General features: G+C 71.3%; 22 protein-coding genes and 1 tRNA gene. 10 read left to right on the forward strand and 13 right to left on the reverse strand.

Translation table 11 applies throughout. The features are described from left to right. Positions 1–10: 10 nt before the first annotated feature. Together G7072_RS01385 and G7072_RS01390 are read right to left on the reverse strand one after the other, a co-directional pair. On the reverse strand, positions 11–1,126 hold the full coding sequence (locus tag G7072_RS01385) for a 2-oxoacid:ferredoxin oxidoreductase subunit beta (protein ID WP_166083864.1): 1,116 nt from the start codon (positions 1,124–1,126) through the stop codon (positions 11–13). After that, positions 1,123–3,042, reverse strand: a complete 1,920-nt coding sequence (locus G7072_RS01390; RefSeq protein ID WP_166083865.1) for a 2-oxoacid:acceptor oxidoreductase subunit alpha — start codon at positions 3,040–3,042, stop codon at positions 1,123–1,125. Before G7072_RS01390 ends, G7072_RS01385 begins: the two co-directional genes overlap by 4 nt. A gap of 314 nt (positions 3,043–3,356) precedes the next feature. Here G7072_RS01390 and G7072_RS01395 point away from each other — a divergent pair, with 314 nt between their 5' ends. From G7072_RS01395 to cysA, 4 genes are read left to right on the forward strand one after another with little or no spacing between them, the layout of a single operon-like run. After that, complete coding sequence (locus tag G7072_RS01395) at positions 3,357–4,373, forward strand: sulfate ABC transporter substrate-binding protein (protein ID WP_240917086.1); 1,017 nt, start codon at positions 3,357–3,359, stop codon at positions 4,371–4,373. After that, positions 4,370–5,224 (forward strand): sulfate ABC transporter permease subunit CysT, encoded by an 855-nt coding sequence (gene cysT, locus G7072_RS01400; protein ID WP_166083867.1) that lies wholly within the window; start codon positions 4,370–4,372, stop codon positions 5,222–5,224. Before G7072_RS01395 ends, cysT begins: the two co-directional genes overlap by 4 nt. Before the next feature lie 13 nt (positions 5,225–5,237). Next, the gene (locus G7072_RS01405) at positions 5,238–6,029 is read left to right on the forward strand and encodes a sulfate ABC transporter permease subunit (protein WP_166083868.1); all 792 of its coding nucleotides are present in this window, start codon (positions 5,238–5,240) and stop codon (positions 6,027–6,029) included. After that, positions 6,026–7,000: a sulfate ABC transporter ATP-binding protein gene (gene cysA, locus G7072_RS01410; RefSeq protein WP_166083869.1), complete on the forward strand. Its 975-nt coding sequence runs from the start codon at positions 6,026–6,028 to the stop codon at positions 6,998–7,000. Before G7072_RS01405 ends, cysA begins: the two co-directional genes overlap by 4 nt. 148 nt (positions 7,001–7,148) lie before the next feature. Here the strand turns inward: cysA and G7072_RS01415 are convergent, their stop codons facing one another. Both G7072_RS01415 and G7072_RS01420 read right to left on the reverse strand, forming a co-directional pair. Then, positions 7,149–8,186 carry a hypothetical protein gene (locus G7072_RS01415; RefSeq protein WP_166083870.1) on the reverse strand — a complete coding sequence of 346 codons (1,038 nt, stop codon included), beginning with the start codon at positions 8,184–8,186 and terminating at the stop codon, positions 7,149–7,151. A gap of 73 nt (positions 8,187–8,259) precedes the next feature. Beyond that, complete coding sequence (locus G7072_RS01420; protein WP_166083871.1) at positions 8,260–8,766, reverse strand: GNAT family protein; 507 nt, start codon at positions 8,764–8,766, stop codon at positions 8,260–8,262. Positions 8,767–8,831: 65 nt separating this feature from the next. Between G7072_RS01420 and G7072_RS01425 the strand changes: the two genes are divergently transcribed. Next, positions 8,832–9,875: a LacI family DNA-binding transcriptional regulator gene (locus G7072_RS01425; RefSeq protein ID WP_166083873.1), complete on the forward strand. Its 1,044-nt coding sequence runs from the start codon at positions 8,832–8,834 to the stop codon at positions 9,873–9,875. Between the two features lie 10 nt (positions 9,876–9,885). Here the strand turns inward: G7072_RS01425 and G7072_RS01430 are convergent, their stop codons facing one another. The 3 genes from G7072_RS01430 to G7072_RS01440 form a co-directional block, all read right to left on the reverse strand. Beyond that, positions 9,886–10,671: an SDR family oxidoreductase gene (locus G7072_RS01430; protein ID WP_206063239.1), complete on the reverse strand. Its 786-nt coding sequence runs from the start codon at positions 10,669–10,671 to the stop codon at positions 9,886–9,888. A gap of 9 nt (positions 10,672–10,680) precedes the next feature. Continuing rightward, entirely contained in the window at positions 10,681–11,919 is a 1,239-nt protein-coding gene (locus G7072_RS01435) for a phytanoyl-CoA dioxygenase family protein (protein WP_166083874.1), read from the reverse strand. Between the two features lie 83 nt (positions 11,920–12,002). Then, on the reverse strand, positions 12,003–13,316 hold the full coding sequence (locus G7072_RS01440) for a PAS domain S-box protein (protein ID WP_166083875.1): 1,314 nt from the start codon (positions 13,314–13,316) through the stop codon (positions 12,003–12,005). A 376-nt stretch (positions 13,317–13,692) separates the two neighbouring features. On the opposite strand from G7072_RS01440, the gene G7072_RS01445 reads away from it, so the two are divergent. Next, on the forward strand, positions 13,693–14,283 hold the full coding sequence (locus G7072_RS01445) for a hypothetical protein (RefSeq protein ID WP_166083876.1): 591 nt from the start codon (positions 13,693–13,695) through the stop codon (positions 14,281–14,283). A gap of 93 nt (positions 14,284–14,376) precedes the next feature. Here the strand turns inward: G7072_RS01445 and G7072_RS01450 are convergent. The 6 genes from G7072_RS01450 to G7072_RS01475 form a co-directional block, all read right to left on the reverse strand. Continuing rightward, a tRNA-Thr gene (locus G7072_RS01450) sits at positions 14,377–14,452 on the reverse strand. Positions 14,453–14,505: 53 nt separating this feature from the next. Further along, positions 14,506–15,267 carry a response regulator gene (locus tag G7072_RS01455; RefSeq protein WP_166083877.1) on the reverse strand — a complete coding sequence of 254 codons (762 nt, stop codon included), beginning with the start codon at positions 15,265–15,267 and terminating at the stop codon, positions 14,506–14,508. Beyond that, the gene (locus tag G7072_RS01460; protein ID WP_166083878.1) at positions 15,264–16,484 is read right to left on the reverse strand and encodes a PAS domain-containing sensor histidine kinase; all 1,221 of its coding nucleotides are present in this window, start codon (positions 16,482–16,484) and stop codon (positions 15,264–15,266) included. The genes G7072_RS01455 and G7072_RS01460 overlap by 4 nt, the downstream gene beginning before the upstream one ends. Before the next feature lie 134 nt (positions 16,485–16,618). After that, a complete protein-coding gene (locus tag G7072_RS01465) occupies positions 16,619–17,974 on the reverse strand; it encodes a sodium:proton exchanger (RefSeq protein WP_166083879.1) in 1,356 nt (451 codons plus the stop codon). Positions 17,975–18,029: 55 nt separating this feature from the next. Then, a complete protein-coding gene (locus tag G7072_RS01470) occupies positions 18,030–18,599 on the reverse strand; it encodes an NAD-glutamate dehydrogenase (RefSeq protein WP_166083880.1) in 570 nt (189 codons plus the stop codon). A gap of 34 nt (positions 18,600–18,633) precedes the next feature. Further along, positions 18,634–19,689, reverse strand: a complete 1,056-nt coding sequence (locus G7072_RS01475; RefSeq protein ID WP_166083881.1) for an NAD(P)-dependent alcohol dehydrogenase — start codon at positions 19,687–19,689, stop codon at positions 18,634–18,636. Between the two features lie 196 nt (positions 19,690–19,885). Here G7072_RS01475 and G7072_RS01480 point away from each other — a divergent pair, with 196 nt between their 5' ends. From G7072_RS01480 to G7072_RS01495, 4 genes are all read left to right on the forward strand, one after another. Beyond that, positions 19,886–20,284 carry an SsgA family sporulation/cell division regulator gene (locus G7072_RS01480; protein ID WP_166083882.1) on the forward strand — a complete coding sequence of 133 codons (399 nt, stop codon included), beginning with the start codon at positions 19,886–19,888 and terminating at the stop codon, positions 20,282–20,284. Positions 20,285–20,426: 142 nt separating this feature from the next. Next, entirely contained in the window at positions 20,427–20,606 is a 180-nt protein-coding gene (locus G7072_RS01485; RefSeq protein WP_166083883.1) for a DUF5999 family protein, read from the forward strand. A 22-nt stretch (positions 20,607–20,628) separates the two neighbouring features. Then, positions 20,629–21,225, forward strand: coding sequence for a hypothetical protein (locus tag G7072_RS01490; protein ID WP_166083885.1), 597 nt, complete (start codon positions 20,629–20,631; stop codon positions 21,223–21,225). Between the two features lie 72 nt (positions 21,226–21,297). Next, positions 21,298–22,851, forward strand: a complete 1,554-nt coding sequence (locus G7072_RS01495; RefSeq protein ID WP_166083887.1) for a succinic semialdehyde dehydrogenase — start codon at positions 21,298–21,300, stop codon at positions 22,849–22,851. Positions 22,852–22,934 lie beyond the last annotated feature (83 nt).

A 22,934-nucleotide genomic window follows, 5' to 3' on the forward strand; every position in this document is an offset into this window, starting at 1 on the left:
CGGACCACGGTCAGACCACGGTCCAGGTGTCGCCGCCGCCGAGGAGGTCGGCGAGCGCTCCGGTGCGGTCGGTGGTGCCCGCCTGGGCGGTCGCGACCTGGGCGCGAGCCTGGTCGTCGTACGTCGGGCGCTCGACCTGGCGGAAGATGCCGATCGGGGCCTGGTGGAGGTAGCCCGCGTCGGTGAGCCGCGACAGCGCGAAGGCCGGCGTCGGGTCGTCGGCGTGGGCGTCGTGGACGAGCAGGTCGGCCGTCGGCACACCGTCGGTCGAGCTCGTCGAGACCAGGTCCACCACGCGGACGCCGCCGGTGGCCGGGTCGCGCACGACCCCCTTGGTGGGGTTGCCGTCCTCGTCGGGGCGGCCGAAGGTGACCGGCTCGCCGTGGCGCAGCGGGATGATCGCGTCGGCGGCCGAGGAGTCCTTGGCGCCCTTGATGGCGTCGAAGGCGCCGTCGTTGAAGATCGGGCAGTTCTGGAAGATCTCGACGAGCGCGGTGCCGCGGTGGGCGGCGGCGGCCGAGAGCACCTCGGTGAGGTGCTTCCGGTCGGAGTCGACGGTGCGGGCCACGAAGGTCGCCTCGGCGCCCAGCGCCAGCGAGACCGGGTTGAAGGGGTGGTCGACCGAGCCCATCGGGGTGGACTTGGTGACCTTGCCGACCTCGGAGGTGGGGGAGTACTGCCCCTTGGTCAGGCCGTAGATCCGGTTGTTGAACAGCAGGATCGTCATGTTGACGTTGCGGCGCATCGCGTGGATCAGGTGGTTGCCGCCGATGGACAGCGCGTCGCCGTCACCGGTGACCACCCAGACCGAGAGGTCCTCGCGGGCGGTGGCGATGCCGGTCGCGATCGCCGGCGCGCGGCCGTGGATCGAGTGCATGCCGTAGGTGTCGAGGTAGTAGGGGAACCGGCTCGAGCAGCCGATGCCCGACACGAAGACGATGTTCTCGCGCTTGAGGCCGAGCGTCGGCAGGAAGCCCTGCACGGCGGCCAGCACGGCGTAGTCGCCGCAGCCGGGGCACCAGCGCACCTCCTGGTCGGAGGTGTACTCCTTGCGGTTCTGCGGCTCGTCGGTGGTGGGGACCCCGGTCAGGCCGGGGAAGGGGAGGTCCAGGGGTTCGGCGCTCATCGGGCGTCCTCTCGCTGCTCGGTGTCGACCGGCTCGAAGGTCGGGTCGGTGGAGGCGACGAGGCTCGACAGGGCCTCCGCCAGCTCCGCGGCCTTGATCGGCATGCCGTTGACCTGGTTGTAGCCCACCGCGTCGACGAGGTAGCGGCCACGCAGCAGCAGCGACAGCTGCCCGAGGTTCATCTCGGGCACCAGCACGGCGTCGTAGCGGCCCAGGATCTCGCCGAGGTCCTTCGGGAACGGGTTGAGGTGGCGCAGGTGCAGCTGGGCGACCTGACCGCCGGCGGTGCGCACGCGGCGGCAGGCCGCGCCGATCGGACCGTACGTCGACCCCCAACCGACCACGAGGACCTTGGCGGACCCGGAGGGGTCGTCGACCTCGAGCGGCGGGAGGGACTCGGCGATGCGGTCGACCTTGGCCTGGCGGGTGCGGACCATGAGGTCGTGGTTGGCCGGGTCGTAGGAGATGTTGCCGTGGCCCTCACCCTTCTCGAGACCGCCGATGCGGTGCTCGAGGCCGGCGGTGCCGGGGACGGCCCAGGGGCGGGCGAGGGTGTCCTCGTCGCGCAGGTAGGGCCAGAATTCCTCGACGTCCTCGCCCTTCTTGGTCACCGTCTTGTTGGGCTCGGTGGCGAAGGCCGGGTCGATGCGGGGGAGGTCCTCGACGGAGGGGACGGCCCACGGCTCGGAGCCGTTGGCCAGCATGCCGTCGGACAGCAGCATGACGGGCGTGCGGTAGGTGACCGCGATGCGGATCGCCTCCACGGCGGCGTCGAAGCAGTCGCCGGGCGACTGCGGCGCCACGACGGGCACGGGCGACTCGCCGTTGCGGCCGAACATCGCCTGCAGCAGGTCGGCCTGCTCGGTCTTGGTGGGCAGGCCGGTCGAGGGGCCGCCACGCTGGACGTCGACGACGACCAGCGGCAGCTCGGTCATGACGGCCAGGCCGATGGTCTCCGACTTCAGGGCCACGCCCGGGCCGGAGGTGGTGGTGACGCCGAGCGCGCCGGCGAAGGAGGCTCCCAGGGCCGCGCCGACCCCGGCGATCTCGTCCTCGGCCTGCAGCGTGGTGACGCCGAAGCGCTTGTGCTTGCTGAGCTCGTGGAGGATGTCGCTGGCCGGGGTGATCGGGTAGGAGCCGAGGAACAGCGGCAGGTCCGACTGCACCGCACCGGCGACGAGGCCGTAGGACAGCGCCAGGTTGCCGGTGATGTTGCGGTAGGTGCCCGCGCGCATCGGGGCGGGCTTGACCTCGTAGCGCACGACGAAGGCCTCGGTGGTCTCGCCGTAGTTCCAGCCGGTGTGGAAGGCCGCGATGTTGGCGTCGCGGATGTCGGGGACCTTGGCGAAGCGGCGCTCGAGGAAGGTCACGGTCGTCTCGGTGGGTCGGCCGTACATCCAGGAGACCAGCCCGAGCGCGAACATGTTCTTGGCGCGCGCGGCGTCCTTGCGCGAGAGCCCGAACTCCTTGACCGCGGCGACCGTCATCCCGGTCAGGTCGACGGCGTGGACGGCGAACGCCTCGAGCGTGTCGTCGTCGAGGGGGTTGTCGGCGTAGCCGGCCTTGGCCAGGTTGCGCCCGGAGAAGTCGTGGGTGTCGACGATGATCGTGGCGCCGCGCGGCAGGTCGGGCAGGTTCGCCTTCAGGGCTGCGGGGTTCATCGCCACCAGCACGTCGGGGCGGTCGCCGGGGGTGAGGATGTCGTGGTCGGCGAAGTGGACCTGGAACGACGACACGCCGGGGAGCGTGCCCTGGGGCGCGCGGATCTCGGCGGGGAAGTTCGGCAGCGTGGACAGGTCGTTGCCGAAGGAGGCCGTCTCCTGGGTGAACCGGTCGCCGGTGAGCTGCATGCCGTCGCCGGAGTCCCCGGCGAAGCGGATGATGACCCGGTCCAGCTGCTTGACCTCTGTGGCCACTGACGATCAGCCCTTCTGCTCGACTCGGCGCCACCGCGGCCCCGTGGTCGGGAACCGCAGAACGAGAACACGTTCTACGCACGTGACACCTTTGAAAGTGTACGTCGCGCCGCCGTCGCGGATCCGCCCGCGGACGCAGGGCAAGACGGTTGTGACGCGCGACTCACCGTCCGGGTGCTGGACACGGGCCCAAGGTCCGTTACTGTTCCCGACTAACTCAACTAGTTTAGTTGAGTAACACCAAATGGCGGGTCGTCGTGACCCGCCGAGAACGATGGGACCTGGGACTCATGATGAACAAGAAGACGGTGGGCGTGGCGTCTCTGACGCTCGGGCTGGGACTCGCCACCTTGACCGCCTGCGGGGGAGACGCATCGGCGGGCGGCGACGGCGAGGGCGGGTCGACCATCGACCTGGTCGCCTACTCGACCCCGGAGACGGCGTACAACGAGATCGAGGGCCTCTTCGCCGAGACGCCCGAGGGTGAGGGCGTGGAGTTCAGCGCCTCCTACGGGCCGTCCGGCGACCAGAGCCGCGCGGTCGAGGCCGGCCAGCCGGCCGACTACGTGAACTTCTCGCTCGAGAGCGACGTGACCCGCCTGGTCGACGCCGGCCTCGTGGCCGAGGACTGGCAGGACAACGAGCACGACGGCATCGTGGCCGACTCCGTGGTCGTCATCGTCACGCGACCCGGCAACCCGCTGGACATCCAGGGCTGGGACGACATCGTCAAGCCCGGCGTGGAGATCGTCTCCCCGAACCCCGGCTCGTCCGGTGGTGCTCGGTGGAACATCCTCGCCGCCTACGGCAGCGTCATCGCGAAGGGCGGCTCCGAGGCCGACGGTGAGGAGTACCTCACCAAGTTCTTCGAGAACGCCGTCTCGCTGCCCGGCTCGGCGCGCGACGCCCTGACGAGCTTCACCAGCGGCAACGGCGACGTCCTCATCTCCTACGAGAACGAGGCGATCCTCGCCCGGCAGAACGACGCCGAGCTGGACTACATCGTCCCGGACGAGACGCTGCTGATCGAGACCCCCGCGGCCGTCACCGAGGAGGCCGACGAGTCCGCCACCGCGTGGCTCGACTACCTCTACACCGACGAGGCGCAGGAGATCTTCCGCAAGTACGGCTACCGCCCGGTGGTCGAGGGCATCGAGGGCGAGGACGTCGAGGGCGCCACCGACCCGGCCGACCCGTTCCCGACCCCCAAGACGTTGCTCACCGTCGGTGAGGACTTCGGCGGGTGGCCCGACGCCACCACCAAGTTCTTCGACGAGGAGGCCGGCATCGTCCCGAAGATCCAGGTCGAGACCGGAGCCACCGGCGAGTGACCACGACCCTTGCTCCACCTCCTGCGGGGGCGGCGCCACCACGGCGTCGCCCCCGCAGGGCCACCACCACGCTCGGCGCGCCCAGCGCGCTGGGCCTGGGGGTGGCCGTGGTGTGGTTCTCCCTGCTCGTGCTCATCCCGCTGGCGGCGGTGCTCGCCACCACGGCCGAGGGCGGCTGGTCGAACTTCGTCGACACCCTGACCGGGGCGCAGACCTTCGCCGCGGTCAAGCTCACGGTGCTCCAGGCCGCGCAGGTCACCCTGCTCAACGTGGTCATGGGCACCGTCATCGCCTGGGTGCTGGTGCGTGACCGGTTCTGGGGACGCTCGGTCCTCAACGTCTTCATCGACATCCCGTTCGCGCTGCCCACGATCGTGGCCGGCCTGGTGCTGCTGGCCCTCTACGGCCCGCAGAGCCCGATCGGCATCAACGTGGCCAACACCGAGCGCGCGGTCTTCCTGGCGCTCGCCTTCGTCACGCTGCCCTTCGTGGTGCGGACCGTGCAGCCCGTGCTGGAGGAGCTCGAGGCCGACGTCGAGGAGGCCGCGGCCTCGCTGGGCGCCGGTCGCCTCACGACGTTCCGCCGCGTGATCCTGCCCAGCCTGGTGCCGGCCATTGCCGCCGGGGCCGCCCTGTCCTTCGCCCGCGCGATCAGCGAGTTCGGCTCGCTGGTCCTGCTCAGCGGCAACCTGCCCTTCCGCACCGAGGTCGCCTCGATCCGGGTGCTCAGCTACATCGAGAACGGCAACCTGGCCGCGGCCTCCGCGGTCGCCACCATCCTGCTCGTGGTCGCCCTCGTGGTGATCGTCGGCCTGGACGTCCTGCAGAGGCGGGTGTCGCGTCGTGGTTAGGGATCCTCTCTGGGTGCGCCTGTCGCTGCGCGCCGTGGCCATCGCCTACGTGTTCCTCCTGGTCGCGTGGCCGGTCTCGCTCGTCGTGCAGAACACCTTCGAGGACGGGCTCGGCCCGATGCTCGAGGCGCTCGAGGACCCGCTGGTGATCAACTCGCTGCGGCTGACCGCGATCGTCGCGGGCTCCGCGGTCGTCATCAACCTGGTGTTCGGCGTCGGCATGTCGCTGCTGCTGGTGCGCTACGAGTTCCCCGGCAAGCGCGCGCTCTCGGCCCTGATCGACGTACCGCTGTCGGTCTCGCCGGTCGTCGTCGGCCTGGCGCTGCTGCTCGTCTACGGCGGGCGCAACGGCTGGTTCGGCCCGACGCTGGAGAGCGCCGGCATCCAGATGGTCTACGCCGTGCCGGCCATGGTCATGGCCACCGCGTTCGTGGCCCTGCCCCTGGTCATCCGCGAGGTCGTGCCCGTCCTGCAGGAGATCGGCGACGAGCAGGAGCAGGCCGCCCGCAGCCTCGGCGCCAACGGTCGCCAGACCTTCTGGCGCATCACGCTGCCCAGCATCAAGTGGGCCGTCGTGTACGGCGTCGTGCTCAGCCTGGCGCGCTCGCTCGGTGAGTACGGCGCGGTCAAGGTCGTCTCGGGAAGCATCGTCGGCAAGACCCAGACGGCCACGCTGGTCGTCGAGCAGAAGTACCAGAACTTCGAGCAGTCCACGGCGTACTCGGTGGCGTTCCTTCTGGCCTTCGCCGCCGTCGTGTGCATCGTCGTCGTCTCCCTCCTGCGTCCCAAGGAAGAGCTCTCATGAGTATCGAGATCAACAACATCAACAAGAGCTTCGGTGACTTCGTCGCGCTCGACGACGTCTCGGTGAACATCCCCACCGGGCAGCTCACCGCGCTGCTCGGGCCCAGCGGTGGCGGCAAGTCGACCCTGCTGCGCATCATCGCCGGCCTGGAGAACGCAGACTCGGGCAACATCGTGATCGAGGGCACCGAGGCCACGCACCTGTCACCGCAGAAGCGCAACGTCGGCTTCGTCTTCCAGCACTACGCGGCCTTCAAGCACATGACCGTGGCCAAGAACGTGGCCTTCGGCCTCGAGATCCGCAAGCGGCCCAAGGCCGAGGTGAAGCGTCGCGTCGAGGAGCTGCTGGAGCTGGTGCACCTGAGCCAGTTCTCCCACCGGCTGCCCGCCCAGCTCTCCGGCGGCCAGCGTCAGCGCATGGCGCTGGCGCGGGCCCTCGCCGTCGAGCCGACCGTGCTGCTGCTCGACGAGCCGTTCGGTGCCCTCGACGCCAAGGTCCGCAAGGAGCTGCGCGACTGGCTGCGTCGCCTCCACGACGAGGTGCACGTGACCACCGTCTTCGTGACCCACGACCAGGAGGAGGCCCTCGAGGTCGCCGACAAGATCGTGGTCATCAACGACGGCCGCATCGAGCAGATCGGCACCCCCGACGAGCTCTACGACCAGCCCGCGAACGACTTCGTGATGTCGTTCCTGGGCCCGGTCACGTCGCTGCAGGGCCAGCTGATCCGCCCGCACGACATCGACCTGACCGACACGGAGTCGCTCCTGGGCAGCGTGCCCGGGGTCATCACGCGCATCCTCCGGGTCGGCTTCGAGGTGCGCATCACGGTGCGCACCGACGACGAGCCCGACGTGCTCGTCACCATGACCCGCTCGCACGCCCGCGGCCTCGAGACCGGATCGAAGGTCTGGCTCGTCCCCGCCAAGGGCGCCACCACGGTTCCGGCGATACCGTTGCGAGCGGGATGAGGGCCGGGGGGCGCCCGGCCGGCTCGTCTCCTCTACGACCAGCCCGGCACGGCGGCGCCCCCCGGCCCCTCACCCCGTGATCACCCGTCTGCGGTGGGTCGGAGCCACCTGGTGGCTCGGGCCCACCGCAGAGTCACGTCAGCGCTCGTCAGTACTGGTGGAAGAACCGGAACATCTGCTTCTCGGCCCCCGGGCACGTGATGTTGAGGTCGCGCTCGTACTGCACCCACTGACCCATCACGCCGTCGCCGCCCTGGATCGTCCAGTCCGGACCGCAGCGGCTGAGCGCCTCGGCCTGCGAGGTCTGCCCGGCCGCGCGCCACTCCGGTACGCCGCCCAGGCTCAGCTCGCCGACCACGCCCTCGTAGAGCGCGGGGGTGGAGTAGACGCCGATGCCGAAGCCGCTGTCGGTGTAGCCGCGGGCCGCCCCGGCGATCACGGCGGCGTTGGCGGCCTTGTCGGTGCTCCACTCGAAGGTCGGCACCGGCTCGACGTCGATCCAGACGATCGGCGTCGACAGCCCGGCGGCCTTCAGGTTGGCGAGGTTGTAGAGCGACTGCTGGAAGCCGACGTTCTGGAGCCGGCCCCGGGTGGTGCCGGCGTCGAACGGGCCCTTGCCGCCGTACTGCGCGAGCGTGCCGGCGTCGGGGTAGCTGTGCACGGCGTACGCCGACGCCATGAGGTCGCGCTCCTTGACCCAGTCGACCTGGCTCTCCAGGCACGGGTTCGGGGTGAAGCCGGGGCCGTTGGTCAGGCCGATCACGACGTACTTCGCCTGGGGCAGCGGCATCGGCATGCCCAGCGTACGTTTGGCGGGGATCCCCATGCCGGGAGGACACTGCGGCCACGAGATGTCCCCGCCCAGCACGGGACCGTCGAACACCGGCGGCATCTTCATCCGCGGGACCGTGATGTCGGGGCGCTTGAGCGGGGCCGGCGGCTTGCGGACCTGCTTCTTCCTGGCCGGGACGGGCTCGAGCGAGGGGCTGGGCAGCGACTCGGGCGGCTCGGCCGAGGGGCTCGCGGTGACCGACGGAGTCTCGGTGGGCGCGACCGTCTCGCTCGCGGCGTCGAGGTCGTCCATCAGCTTGCCGCCGCAGCCGGTCAGCAGGGCCGCGGCCGTCGTGAGCGCGGCCAGGCGCCCCACCGTGCCCCAGCGGCCGGTCCGGCCCCCGACGATCCCCATGCACACTCCCTCGTGAGGGGCCATGGTCCCACGGCGCGGACGATTCCGCCGGGGGTCGGGAGTTCGCGACGCCTCAGACGACGCGTTCGAAGAGCAGCTCGACCCCGTCCTCGGCGTCCCACTGCTCGCCGACCTGGCGGAAGCCGAGGCCGGCGATGGTGGCCAGCGAGGCGGCGTTGTCCGGGCTGATGCTGGCCCGCAGCAGGTGGACGCGCGGGTCACCCTCGAGGCGGTCGACGGTCTCGGTGAGCAGGGCCCGGGCGTGACCGCGCCGGCGGTGCGCCGGGTCGATCGTGTAGCCGACCTCGACGCGACCCTCGGCGTCGGGAGCGGCGTGGAACCCGAGGTGGCCCACGACCCGGCCGGCGTCGGTGCCCTCGAGGGCGACCGCCGGGCGGGCGATCCACTCGAGGTCCTGCGGCGACTCCTGCAGCTGCCCCAGCCGCAGCCGCCACAGCCACGTCTCGCCGGCGATGAAGGGGGTGAGGTCGGTGCCGCACCGGGCGCTGGCCGCGCCGAGGTCGCCGGCGGCCAGGGCCTCCAGGGACGTGAGGTCGAGGGGCACGAGGCGGTAGCGCACGCCCTGACAGTAGGCCCTTCCCAAGACTCTCCCCGCGGGGCGTCGCGTGTGGCAGGGTCCACCGCATGAGGGGTCGGCACCGCGTCACCGACATCGCCGCCCAGGCCGGTCTGAGCCGCGCCACGGTCGACCGGGTGCTGCACGGCCGCCCGGGGGTGCGACCGGAGACGGTGACCCAGGTCGAGCGTGCGATCGAGGAGCTCGACCGCCAGCGGGCCCAGGTCGAGCTGTCGGGTCGCCCGCTCATCCTCGACCTCGTGATGCAGGCGCCGCCCCGCTTCGCTGTCGCGTCGCAGCAGGCGCTGGAGGCCGAGCTGCGTTCGCTGCGACCGGCGGTGGTGCGGGCCCGGTCGCACCTCAACGAGGACAGTGACCCGCGAGCAGCGGCCCAGGCGCTCGACGACGTGCGCCGACGCGGCTCGCACGGCGTCGTGCTCAAGGCGCCCGACCACCCCGAGGTGGCGGATGCCGTGGACCGGGTCGTCGGATCCGGTGTCCCGGTCGTCACGTTCGTCACCGACGTGTCAGGCAGTCGCCGCGCGGCCTACGTCGGGGTGGACAACCGGGCTGCGGGCGCGACGGCGGCCTACCTGGTCACCCGGTGGGCGGGCACGTCGGGCGACGTGCTCGTCACCCTGAGCAGCTCGTCGTTCCGCGGCGAGGAGGAGCGCGAGACGGGCTTCCGCGAGGCTCTGGCCCGGCTGGCGCCGGAGCGTCGGGTGGTGGAGGTGAGCGGGACCGACGGTCGTGACGCAGGCGTCCTCGCGCCGGCGCTCGCGGCGCTGCGGGCGCACGGCGGCATCGACGCGGTCTACTCGGCCGGCGGCGGCAACGACGCGATCCTGGAGGCCTTCGCCGCCGTGGGTCGCGACCCGACCGTGTTCGTGGTGCACGACCTCGACGAGGACAACCGGCGCCTGCTGCGTGCGCACCGGGTGTCGGCCGTGCTGCACCACGACCTCCGCGGCGACCTGCGCCGAGCCTGCCGGCTGCTCCTGCAGGCGGGTGGCAGGGCGCCCGGCGCCCCCACGACCCGCCCGTCGCAGATCCAGGTCGTGACCCCCTTCAACGAGCCGCCGGGTCTGGTGGACGACCGCGACGACAGGTGAGCGGCTCGCCTCAGTCGTGGGCGCCGGGCACGTTCTGGTCCCAGTCGATGACCGAGCCGGTGACCACGCCGCTGCGCTCGGACAGCAGGAACACCACCATGGCGGCGATCTCGTCGACCTGTCCGAGCCGCCCCATCGGCAGCGTCTCCGCGGCTCGCTCGCGCCAGTCGTCGCCGGCGTCGTGGAACTCCCGCTGCACCGCGTCCTCGCTGTCGGTGTCGGTCCAGCCGATGTTGAGGCCGTTCACGCGGATCCGGTCCCAGCGGTGGGCGTGCGCCACGTTGCGGGTGAGCCCGGCCAGCGCCGCCTTCGAGGCGACGTACGGCGCCAGGTACGGCTGGCCGCCGTGGGCGGACATCGTGACGACGTTGACGACCGTGCCGCCGGCGCCCCGCTCCAGCAGGTGCCGGACCAGCGCCTGCATGAGGAAGAACGGGCCACGCACGTTGACCGCGACGTGCTGGTCGAACAGGTCCGGGGTGGTGTCCAGCAGCGTCCCCCGGGAGGTCAGACCGGCTGCGTTCACCAGGCCGTCGACGCGCCCCAGCAGCCTCACGGTCGCCGCGACCGCCTTCTGGACGTCGTCCGTGTCGGCGACGTCGCACGGCACGAAGTGGGCCTGCGGGCGGTCGGAGGCGGAGCGCAGGGATTCGGCCGCTGCCTCACCGACGTCGCGGCGGCGCCCCGTCACCACGACGTCGGCGCCCTGACGCACTGCCTCGCGCGCCACCGCGAGGCCCAGGCCCGCAGTGCCGCCGCTGACGAGCACAGCGCGGCCCAGCAGGAGGTCGTCCACGCGATCCTCTCAGCCGACCTGGGAGCGGCGACGGCCCTGCTGGGCGCGGAGGGCCTCGGTGAGGACGTCGGTCGACCAGTCCTCGGAGAGGGCCTGGTGAAGCAGGTCGGCCTGGCTCGGAGGGGCCAGTGATCCCACGGGCTGGTCGAGATCGAGGTTGGTGGGGAACGGGTAGGCCTCGGCGGCGGCCGTCACCACCCGGCCGATCGCGCGTGCGTCCACGCCCTCGGTGAGCCACCGGCGCAGCACCGGGTGGACGGCGGTGCAGATCGCGAGGGTGTCGACGGTCTCCATGGCGCGCCCGAACGCGCTCGAGACCTGGAGGAGGTTGGCCATCCGGCGCACGTCGGTGGTGAGGTTCGTGCCGGCACCGTGGAACAGGGCCGGGTTGAAGAACACCGCGTCGCCGCGCCTCAGGGGCAGCTGGACGCGGTGCTCCTCGAAGTACGACGTGAAGGCGGGGTCGTGGTAAGCGAGGTAGCCGGCCGGGTACTTCTGCGAGTGGGGCAGGTAGAGGGTCGGTCCGGTCTCGAGGGGCATGTCGACGTGCGCCACTGCTCCCTGGAGCGTCAGCCCGGGGGAGAGGGCGTGCACGTGGGCCGGGTAGGCCTGAGCCTGGTCCCGGTCCATGAAGCCGAGGTGGTAGTCGCGGTGCGCGACCTGCGCCTGTCCGCCCGGGTTCACCACGTTGACCTGCGAGGTGACCTGGTACCCCGGGCCGAGCCACGCCTCGCTCACCAGGGCAAGCACCTCGTTGGCGTAGTAGGCGGCGAAGGTCTCGGGGTCCGCGACGGCCAGCTTGTCCAGTGCACCCCAGACCCGGTCGTTCGCGCCCGGCTTCGCGAAGTGGTCGCCGGCGACCGTCCCCGCCGCCTTCTGCGCAGCGATGAGGGCGTCGAAGGCGGAGGTGGCGGCCTCGACCGTGGGACGGTCGAAGGCCCCCGGGAAGACCACGATGCCCGGTCCGTCGAGCAGGGCGTCGGCCAGCTCGGCCTGGAGGGTACGCCGCGCGGACGGGTCGGCAGCCGCAGCTCGCCAGCGCTCGCCGTACACCAGGACGCCGGAGACGACCTCGTCGGCGTGAGGGTAGCGGCGGGTGTCGGTCTCCACCTCCACCACGGCCCGCAGGTCGTCGAGGCGGCAGTCCTCAGGGGTGTACCAGCCCGTGCCGATCGTGGCCCCGCGGGGGCTGCTCGGTGGGGTGGTGGTGTCCGGCGTCGTGTCTGGGGTGCGGGTGCTCGTCGTCATGGCTCGACGCTAGGACCGCGCAGCCCCCGGCAGAGCTCCCGATCGCCTCAAGAACGCCTCACGGGCGGGCCGGGACCGGGGGCTCAGGCAGCGTCGAACAGCTCGGCGACGAAGAGCGCCCGGCCCGACGGTGAGGGGCGGCGCCGGACCGTCAGCTCGATGAGCAGCTCGCTGCCGTCCTCGCGGACGGCGGGCACCCGGACGGGCACGTCGAGCAGCGTCCGTCGGCCCGACAGCAGGTGCATCGTGAAGCCGGCCAGGTGGGCCTGCTGGAAGCGCTCGGGGATGATCGCGATCAGCCGCCGACCGACGAGCTCGCCCTCGGGGTAGCCGAGGAGGTCGAGAGCACCGGGGCTCGCGGCCAGGATGCGGTTGGTGTCGTCGGCCACGATCGTGGCCGGGCCGGTGCCCAGGAGGTCGTGCTCGTCCCACGCCATCGGGGCCCGCAGCGGGGCGTCGAGGTCGCTGGAGCTCAGCGCCCACGCCCGCGGCTCCTCGCCCCGGGCCTGCTCGGCCACGGACGCGCACAGCCAGCGACGCATCGCGCGCATCTCCGGCTGGATCACCGGCGTCAGGAAGCCGCCCTCGTCGGCCAGCGCGAGCCCGGCGTCGAGCATCTCGTCGAGGAGCCCGAAGTTGGACAGCGACTCGCGGGGCACCCGGAGGGTCACGCGCGGCGCCAGGACCCGCGAGCCGGTGGCGTGGTCCATCAGCGTCGCCGGGTCGTCACCGAGGTCGGGGGCGGGGATGCCCTCCGCCAGCAGCGCCAACGCGTCGCTCGCGGCGGCGTGCGCCACGATCACGGCCCCGTCGGCGGAGATGTCGTCGGGGTCGTCGGTCTGGTCCAGGCGGACCAGGAGGTACTCGCGCAGGAAGGTCTCGGCGTGCATCTGCCAGGCCGCGTGCAGCAGCAGCGGTACGTCGAGCAGGGTCACGTCCACGAACGGGTCGGCCTCGCGTGGCGCGTCGTCGCTCCCGGCCGAGGCGTGGTCCGGGGCGACCGTCGTGGCGCCGCGGCCGCGGGTCTCGCCGAGCTCGAACCAGACCGTCTTGCCGGTGGGGCTCTCCTCGACGCCCCAGCGGGCGAGCAGGTCCAGCAGCCGGAGACCGCGACCGGTCCCGGCGAGCTCGCCGTACTCGCGCACGATGGGGCTGTGCGGGCTTCCGTCGGAGACCTCGATCCGGACGCCGTCGCGCATGTGCCGCGCCGTCAGCCCGATCGGGCCACCGGCGTGCACCAGGGCGTTGGTGACGACCTCGCTCGTGAGCAGCTCGGCGTCGGCCGACAGCTCCGGGCTGGCCGACAGCGCGACGACGTCACGCACCAGCTGCCGCGCGCGGGACACGCTCGAGGGGTGCGCGGGTAGCTCGATCCCCTGCTCGTGCGCCGCCGCCATGGGGTCATGTCTATCGGATGCGGGTCAGCGGCGCAGACGAAGGCCGATCGCTGGACGGAGCCGGTGACAGGAGTCGAACCCGCGACATCCTCATGACAAGTAACCGCCAGGCTCGACAGGGCACCTCGGCGTGGCCTCTTGCCCGCATGAGGATCGAATCCCCGATCTCAGGTGCGGCTTCGTCTCCGACGTAGGCCGCGCCCTTGACAGCGTGGCTGACCCGGCTGACATGCCCGATTCTCAGTGACCTCGGTCCCGGCGTGGTCTAGCGGGTCGGGAACTCCAGGTATCGAGTGTGTATCCACTGACCTGTCCTGTCCTCCTTCCGCACGATCGCAGGTGCCGAGAGTCGGCACACCGACCGAGGAGGATTCCCATGAAACGAATCACCGCAGCCACGGCCATCGCCGCCCTTCCCCTGGGGGTTCTCGCTCCGGCGATCGGCGGCGCCGTCCCCGCACAAGCCGCAGGCGGCATCGTCCACATCGGTTTCGACGACGCCCCGGGCTTCTGCCTCTTCAACCAGACGACCGCCCTGCGCGACCGCTACGCGGCGGCCAACTTCCGTGGCCCGGGTGCTACGAGCGGCGGGGGCATCCTCGACTCCACGTGCGGCGGCTGGTCACAGTCGGCGCACAGCGGGAACCGGTTCCTCGCATTCAACCAGAGCGGGTCGTACTCCGACGGCGGGACGCCCGTCGGGCCGCAGCGGATCGAGTTCCACAACCTCAAGACGATGGTCTCCATCTGGGTGTCGCAGAACAGCGGTGCCAGCCAGGCGACCTTCACGCTGGTGGGCCGCAAGGGCAACTCTGTGGTGCGCAAGCACACGGTGTCGGTCAACAACAACGGCTGGGTGCAGCTGAAGGTCCAGCGGAACAAGGGCATGAACAACGTGATCCTTCGCGCTGACCAAGAGCCCGACGGTGTGTGGTTGGCCGATGACCTGCACATGAAGAACAAGTAGGGCGGGCACTCGACGCCACGAGGGCATCCGCGCGGTCGGTCCACCCAGCCGAAAGCGGGTGCCCTCGTTGTCGGGTGCCCCGCTCCACGGGGGTGGAGCCGGTGACAGGAGTCGAACCCGCGACATCCTCATTACAAGTGAGGCGCTCTACCAACTGAGCTACACCGGCGTGCGCCGTGCGGGACCCGCACGGACCGGGCAATCGTAGTGGGCCGTCCCGGCTCAGCGTGCGAGGGCCAGCTCGGCCCAGACCACCTTGCCGACCCCGGGCAGGGCGTCGAGGCCCCAGGCCGACGCGACCGCGTCGACGAGCACCAGGCCGCGGCCGTGCTCCTCGGTGGCGCTCGGCGGCTGCGGCTCCGGGGTGCCCACGCCGCGGTCGCCGACGTCGATGCGCAGCGACGACGGGCTCAGCGTCAGCCGGATCTCGCAGTCGGACTCGGCGTGGGTGATGGCGTTGGCCGCCAGCTCGCTGGTCACCAGCAGGGCGTCGTCCTCCAACGACTCCAGCCCCCACTCCTGCAGCCGCTCGGCGACGAAGCGTCGAGCCAGGCGCACGCTGGTGAGCTCCTTGGGCAGACCGAGCGACACCTGGACGGTCTGGGGGTGGGCGAGGGCGAGGTCGCCGCGACCGACCGACTCCACGAGGTCGACGAGGTAGCCGAGCTCGGCGTCCTTGGGGACGTAGGCCTCGACCTCCGACTCCAGCCCGGACTCGTCCGCGCCGGAGAACACCACGACCTTGCTGCGGGGGGAGGCGGCGCGGATGCGGGTGAGCACCTCGTGGCCGGCGAGGTCGGGCAGGCCCAGGTCCAGCACGACGAGGTCGGGCTGGAGCTCGGCGCTCAGCCGGACGGCCTCGGTGCCCTGCTCCGCCTCACCGACGACCTCGAAGCCGCCGCGCAGGCGCAGCGCGCTGCGCACCAGACGGCGGACGTGGACGATGTCGTCCACGAGCAGCACCCGGATGGTCGTGGCCGTCACACCGGCTCCGAGCCCTCGGGGGCGGTGGCAGCCGACGCCGCGCCGGCCAGGGGGAGCTCCAGCAGGAAGGCGCCCTGCGGGCCGTCGCCGTCGTAGCGGGCGTCGCCGCCGTGCACCCGCGCCAGCTCGCGCACGATGTAGAGACCCAGCCCGGTGCCGCCGGCGGTCGAGCCGGTGGCGAAGCGCTGGAAGAGGCGCGGCCGCATGTCGCTGCTGACCCCCGGGCCGTGGTCGCAGACGCGCAGCACCAACAGGTCGCCGTCGAGCAGCGCCGCCACCTCCACCGGGGGGCGTCCGTGCCTCAGGGCGTTGGTGAGCAGGTTCTCCAGCGCCTGGGCCAGGCGGTCGGAGTCGCCCCGCACGGTGGCCGAGGGCAACGGCCCGACGACGATCTCGGACGAGGGGTGCGTACGTCGTACGGTGTCGACGGCGGCGCCGACGAAGGACGCCAGCGGGACCTCGTCGCGCTGGACGGCCAGCTTGCTGCTCTGGAGCCGCGACGCGGTGAGCAGGTCGTCGACGAGCCGCCGCAGCCTCGTCGCGCCGGAGGTCATGGCCCCCAGCGTGTCGCGGCGCTCGGTCTCCGTCAGCAGCGCGTCGTGCTCGGCGAGCAGCTCGGCCGAGCCGCTGAGCAGGGCGACCGGCGTCCGCAGCTCGTGGGCGGTCACGGCCAGGAACTGCGCCTGGTCGTCGGCGGCCTTGCGGAGCCGCTCGTTGAGGACCGCCAGCTCGGCGTTGGCCTCGCGCAGGGCCTCGAGCGCGGCCTCGCGCTCCTGCTCCAGCTGCCGGCGCGACGTGGTGTCGCGGGTGACCTTGGCGAACCCGACGTGCTGGCCGGCCGGGTCGCGCACCGCGGTGATGAGCACGGTGGCCCAGAACCGGGAGCCGTCCTTGCGCAGGCGCCAGCCCTCCTCCTCGTAGTGGCCCTCCCGGAGGGCGACCTCGAGCTCGTGCTCCGGGTGCCCGCTCGCGGCGACCTCCGGCGGGTAGAAGATCCGGAAGTGGCGACCGACGATCTCGTCGGCGGTCCACCCCTTGCTGCGCTGGGCGCCGGCGTTCCAGCTCGCGATGGTGCCGTCGGGCTCGAGCATGAAGATGGCGTAGTCCTCCACCGCCTCCACCAGCAGACGGAAGCGTTGCTCGCTGCGGCGCAACGCGTCAGCGGCGCCCCCCGGCGAGGGGTCACCAGCCGAATCGGCCGCCAGGACCTCTCCCATGGTCTTCGACGCTAGCGGTTCGCGAGCCGGCGCGGGAGACCCGTGCGGGTGGTACGCCGTTCCCGCGGACTGTGCCTTCCCGAGGCCCGGCGCCGCGCCGCGGCGGTGTCCGTGGCCCGGGGGTGGCCCGGGGGTCAGCCCGCCGGCTCGTCGTCGAGCTTGGCGTAGTCGGTGACGGTGCCGTCCTTGATGACTTGTCGGGTCTGCTCGTGCAGGCGGGCGAAGCGCACCAGTGCGAGCACGATGTAGACCACCGACAGGCCGATGATGGTCCAGCGGTTCATGTCGGACGAGCCGAAGATGCTGACGAAGAATTGCACCGAGAACAGACCGATCAGCATCAGCGCCCCGCGGAAGCTCAGGCTCAGGTCGATGAGGACGGCCACCGCGAAGAGCGACTGGGCGGCGGTGATGAGGAGCTCGAAGCGCTGCTCGGTGTCCAGCGGGAGCCCGTCGAGGGTGCCGGCGGAGATCGCGAAGACCAGGGGCAGGCCGCCGACGAGCAGGGTCCACTGGTTCACCTTGCTCGACAGCAGGGTGCCGAGGCTGTCGCCGGCCTTGAGGCGCCAGGCGTAGAGGCAGGCCACGATCAGCTCGGGCGACTCGCTCGCCAGGGGAGCGACCCACTGCACCAGCAGGAACTCCGAGACGCCGATCTCCGCGCCGGTGGCGACGAGGGACTCCGCGAAGTGCTCGGCCGAGAGCAGGATGATGATCGCCGCGAAGACGAACATCCCGATCACCCAGGTGCGGCGGGGACGGGTGTCCTTCTCGCCGACCCACTGCGAGACGCCGAGCAGGTCGGGCTCGGTGGCCGGCATCTTGGCCAGCCGCCACGCGTAGGCGGCGAAGATGGCGAGGAAGACCCCCATGTCGAACAGCGTCAGCGTGTCCTTGAGCGGCAGCGTCAACGAGTAGAGCGTCGCGATGCCGAGGAAGACGACCTCGGCCGACATCGTCGGGGCCAGGCGCACCTCACCGGCGTGGGTGCTGGGGCTCTCGGACTCGTCCTTGTCGTTGCCCGAGCGGCGTGCATGCCAGACCGCGAAGGTGGCGACGAGCACCACGAGGGGCCAGCCCACGCCGACCAGCACCCGGTTGGCGCCGGTCATGTTGGCCAGGCTCAGGCCGCAGATCTCCGGGCTGCCGCCGGACGCGGCGTACTCCCCGCCGCACTTGGCGGTGAAGACGAAGTCGACGGCGTACTCCGGCAGCACGGCCAGCAGCGCGAGCAGCGCGAGTGCGAGCCCGGCGTTGATGTCGACCTGCACCGCCTCGGCGGCCCAGGACAGGATGAAGGCGGCGCCGACGATGGCCGCGCCGTAGACCAGCGCCTCGACCGGGGCGCCGAAGTGGACCGTGGAGATCCCGAAGTAGGCCGCGAAGCCCATCCAGGCCCCCAGCAGGGTGACCGCGGCGGCGACGCCGAGCTGCAGGGGGAAGCCGGTCTGAGAGGAGCGGTCCGAGCGCTCGGTGTCAGTGGTGGGCATCTGCGAGTCATGCCCACCACCGATCGCGCGCAATCCGACTGCGGACGACCCCAGGTCAGGGCCCGGGGATCCGCGGGGCGCTCGGAGGGATGGGGTCCGGCGGCTTCGGGGGGCCCACGTTCTCGTGGTCGCGGTCGCGCACGGCCCGCTTGATCTGCTCGAGGTTGTTGCGGAGCAGGTCGCTGATCAGCTCGTCCATGCGCGGGTCGCTCAGCATCTCGATGAGCACCCGCAGGGTCGTCTCGCTGACCTCGCTCACGATCGTGTCGTAGCCGGGGAGGCGGCCGATGAGACGGACGTTGGGGTCCCGCTTGACCTTCTCGGCGACCAGGTCCTTGAGCTCGTCGTGGTTCTCGAGCAGGGCCTGGGAGATGTTCTTCGTGTAGTGACCCGTCTGGATGACGGCGGCGACCTCGTCGAGGACGACGATGGTCAGCGGCCGCTTGACCAGGCCGAGGCCCTTCTCCGACAGGGCGGAGGCCCGGCGCACGACGGCGGGGCGGTGCATGCCCATCCGGACGAGCCAAGCACCGAGGACCGCGGCCACCACGGAGGCCCCGAAGACCACGGCGAGCACCAGCAGGATCACCTGCAGGGTGCTGAGACCCTCGAGCCAGTCGGACATGACGTCATCCTGCCCGACCGGCCCGAGGCTCGGGTCAGCTCGCGCTGTCGAAGGTGGCGGTGTCGATGACGAAGCGGTAGCGCACGTCGCTGTCGACGACCCGGTCCCAGGCGCCGTCGACGTCGTCGACGCCGATGGTCTCGATCTCGGCGCCGATGCCGTGCTCGGCGCAGAAGTCCAGCATCTCCTGGGTCTCGCGGATGCCGCCGATCTTCGACCCCGCCATGCTGCGCCGCATGGCGGCCAGCGAGAAGGCGTGGAAGTTGTCGGGGCTGTCGGGGATGCCGACGTTGACCATCGTGCCGTTCAGCTTGAGCAGCGAGAGGTACTTGTCCACCGGCAGGTTGGCCGCGACGGTGTTGACGACCAGGTCGAAGCTGTTGCGCAGCTCCTTGAACGTCTCCTTCTCGCTGGTGGCGTAGTAGTGGTCGGCGCCGAACCGCTTGCCGTCCTCCTGCTTCGACAGCGACTGGCTCAGCACGGTCACCTCGGCGCCCATGGCGGAGGCGATCTTCACCCCCATGTGGCCCAGGCCGCCCATCCCGACGATCGCGACCTTCTTGCCGGGGCCGGCCTCCCAGTGGTTGAGGGGCGAGTAGAGGGTGATGCCGGCGCACAGCAGGGGAGCCGCGACGTCCAGCTCGACACCCTCGGGGATGTTGAGGACGTAGTTCTCGTCCACGACGATCGCCTTCGAGTAGCCGCCGAACGTCGGCTCGCCGTCGTACTCCTTGCCGTTGTACGTCGGCACCTCGCCCTTGAGGCAGTACTGCTCGTCGCCGGCCTGGCAGTTCTCGCACTCACGGCAGGAGTCGACGAAGCAGCCGACGCCGACGCGGTCGCCGACCTTGAACTTGGAGACGCCGTCGCCGACGGCGCTCACCGTGCCGGCGATCTCGTGGCCGGGCACCATCGGGAACAGGGCCTCGCCCCACTCCTCACGGGCCTGGTGGATGTCGGAGTGGCAGATGCCGGCGAAGGCGATGTCGATGACGACGTCGTTCGCGCCGGGGTCGCGCCGCTCGACGGTCCGGCGCTCGAAGGGCTCCTTGGGGCCGGGGGTGACCAGGGCGTCCACGGTCTGGGGCATGTCTCTCCTTGGTGGGGCTCAGCGGGTTCAGGGGGCCCGGGAGGGCCGTGGTGAACCTGCCCGCCGGCGCTTGAGGGCTAAACCTTTGCGCTCGGTGCGGACCAGGTCCCGAACCGGTCATAACTCCCGCCCGTGCAGGTCGTTGACCTGGGCAGGGACGGGCAGCCGAAGGCGCTCGAGGGACAAGGAGAGACGCATGTCGAAGGTCGTCGTGGAGACCGCCGGGTGGATCCGGGGAGAGGTCGACGTCGAGACGGTGGAGGTCGCGCTGGCCTACGAGACCGCCGACCCGTACGCCGTGCGCGTGCACATCACCAGCGCGGAGGGGCGCCGCTGCTGGACCTTCGGCCGCGACCTGATGGCGGACGGCCTGCGCTCGATGGTGCCGGTCGGCGAGGGCGCCGTGCAGGTGCAGGCCACCTCGGTGCTGACCGAGATCTCCTACCTCGACCTCGACGGGCAGAGCACCACGCTGCGCCTGCCCTGGTGGAACACGCGTGAGTTCATCCGGCTGAGCCAGGAGGCCGTCGCCCGCGGCGACGAGCACTGTGACGTCGACTCCTGGGTGATGGCGCTGACCGACCAGGAGTCCTGAGCCGCTCACCGGTCCAGTCGAGTCCCGGTCGTTACCAGAGAAAGTAGGGCGATCGCGGGACTTTGGTCACTCCGGCGTGTCATGGTGGTGTGAGTCGCCCCACTGGGAGGAAGGCGACCACGACTCTGGGAGGTACACGACGATGTGTGCACACACGCCATCCTGTCCGTCCGTCGACGACCAGTGCTGCTGGACCGCGCACGTCGTCAGCGACCACTCGGAGCAGGGGTGGTGCCGTCTCTGCAACGGCGTCATCCTCTTCGACGACGGCTTCTTCATCGCGCCCGACGGTCACGTCGAGCCGGTGCTGATGTCGGCCTGAGCGCCGGCACCCTGCTGACCTGATGCGCCGGGGGCTGCGCGCCGTCGTCGTGACGGCGCTGGTCTCGGCGACCGCGTCCTTCGCCGTCCCCGTCGCCACGCCCTCGCTGGCGCCCGCGGCGTCGGCCTGGACCGAGGCGCCCGAGGACTACGCGGCGTACGAGCCCGAGGACGGCTGTCGCACCCGGCCGCTGCCCGGCACGGGCGAGCTGGCGTCCTGGATCGACCGCGCGTTCACCGGCGGCGCCGCCCGCGCCACCATGCGCACGTGCTCGAGCAGCTCCTCGGAGCACCAGGACGGGCGCGCCATCGACTGGACGATGGACGCGGACAAGCGCGCCCAGCGGCGCGAGGTCGCCCGCTTCCTGGCCAAGGTCTTCGCCGAGGACCCCGACGGCAACCGGCACGCACTCGCCCGTCGGATGGGCGTCATGTACGTCATCTGGAACGACCGCATCTACGCGTCCTACCGGACCTTCGAGGCGCGCGACTACCTGAGCTCGTCGTGCCGTTCGGTGGAGCGCTGCTCCAAGACGTTGCGGCACCGCGACCACGTGCACCTGTCGCTGAGCCAGCGCGGCGGGCGCGGGCTGACGAGCTGGTACGTCGAGGGGTCCTGACCCGCGGCCCTAGGCCGACGGACTAGAACGCGTTACAGTTTTCGGGTTTCCCGACCCGAGGAGTACGCCGCCATGCCCCTTCCCGCGACCATCGACGACCGGCTGCTCGGTCGCCTCACCGACCGGGTGCGCTCGAGCGGCGGAGCGACGTACAAGCTGCTCGAGGTCTACACCGGCGAGGTGATCACGGCGCTGCCGCAGTCCACCGCGGCCGACGTCGAGGCGGCGTACGCCGACGCCCGCGAGGCCCAGCAGGGCTGGGCCTCGCAGCCGCTGGAGCAGCGGCTCGCGGTGATGAAGCGCTTCCACAAGCTGCTGCTGAAGAACCACGCGACCGTCGTCGACCTCATGCAGGCCGAGACCGGCAAGGCCCGTCGGATGTCCTTCGAGGAGGTCTGTGACGTCGCCATGACGACCAGCCACTACCTCCGCACGGCGTCACGGGTGCTCACCGACACGAAGCGGGGCGGGGTGGTGCCGTTCGTCTCGACCGCCACCGAGGTGCGGGCGCCCAAGGGCGTCGTCGGCCTGATCTCGCCGTGGAACTTCCCCTTCGCCACCAGCCTCTCCGACGCCATGCCGGCACTGATCGCGGGCAACGGGGTGGTGCTCAAGCCGGACAACCGGAGCACCCTCAACGTCGCCTTCGGGGTCTCGCTGCTCGAGGAGGCCGGCCTGCCCGCGGGGCTGGTGCAGATCGTGTGCGGGGAGGGGCCGGACGTCGGACCGGCGATCGTCGACGGCGCCGACTACGTCATGTTCACCGGCTCCACCGCGACCGGGCGCGTCATCGGCGAGCGCGCCGGGGCCAACCTCATCGGCTGCACCCTCGAGCTCGGCGGCAAGAACCCGCTGGTCGTGATGCCCGACGCCGACCTCGACGAGACGGTCCCCGGTGCTCTCTTCGGCTCCTTCCTCAACGCCGGCCAGGCCTGCATGCACATCGAGCGGATCTACGTGCACGCCTTGGTCGCGGAGGAGTTCACCCGGAGGTTCGTGATCGCCGCCGAGCGGATCGCCCTGGGCGCGTCGTACGACTGGGAGCCGGAGATGGGCGCGCTCATCAGCGCCGAGCACCTGGAGCGGGTGTCCGACCACGTCGAGGACGCGCGGTCGCAGGGGGCGGAGGTGCTGACCGGGGGGCGGGCCCGCCCCGACCTGGGGCCGACCTTCTACGAGCCGACGGTGCTGCGCGGGGTGACCCCGGCGATGAGGCTCGCGCGCGAGGAGACCTTCGGACCGGTCACGGCGATCTTCACCTACGAGACCGAGGACGAGGTCGTGGCGCTGGCCAACGACACCGACTACGGCCTCAACGCCAGCATCTGGTCGCGCGACCTCGAGGCGGCCGAGCGGCTCGGACGTCGGATCCGGGCCGGCAACATCGGCGTCAACGACAGCCTGGCCTGCGCCTACGCCAGCAAGTCGACGCCCTCGGGCGGGATCAAGAACAGCGGGGTGGGCTCACGCCACGGCGACTCCGGGTTGCTGAAGTACACCGACCCGATCAACGTCGCCGTGCTCAAGAAGCAGGTCCTCACCCCGCCCGCCGACGTCGACTACGCGAAGTACGTCAAGCAGACGGTCCTGTCCCTCAAGGCCATGCGCCGCCTCAACCTGCGGTGATGGGGGGTGCCGGTTTCACCAGGTACCTAGTGAAACCGGCGCTTCCCGAGCGAAGCATCGCTCGGGAAGCGCCGGTTTCGTCA

This window comes from Nocardioides sp. HDW12B, assembly GCF_011299595.1.
GTDB lineage: Bacteria > Actinomycetota > Actinomycetes > Propionibacteriales > Nocardioidaceae > Marmoricola_A.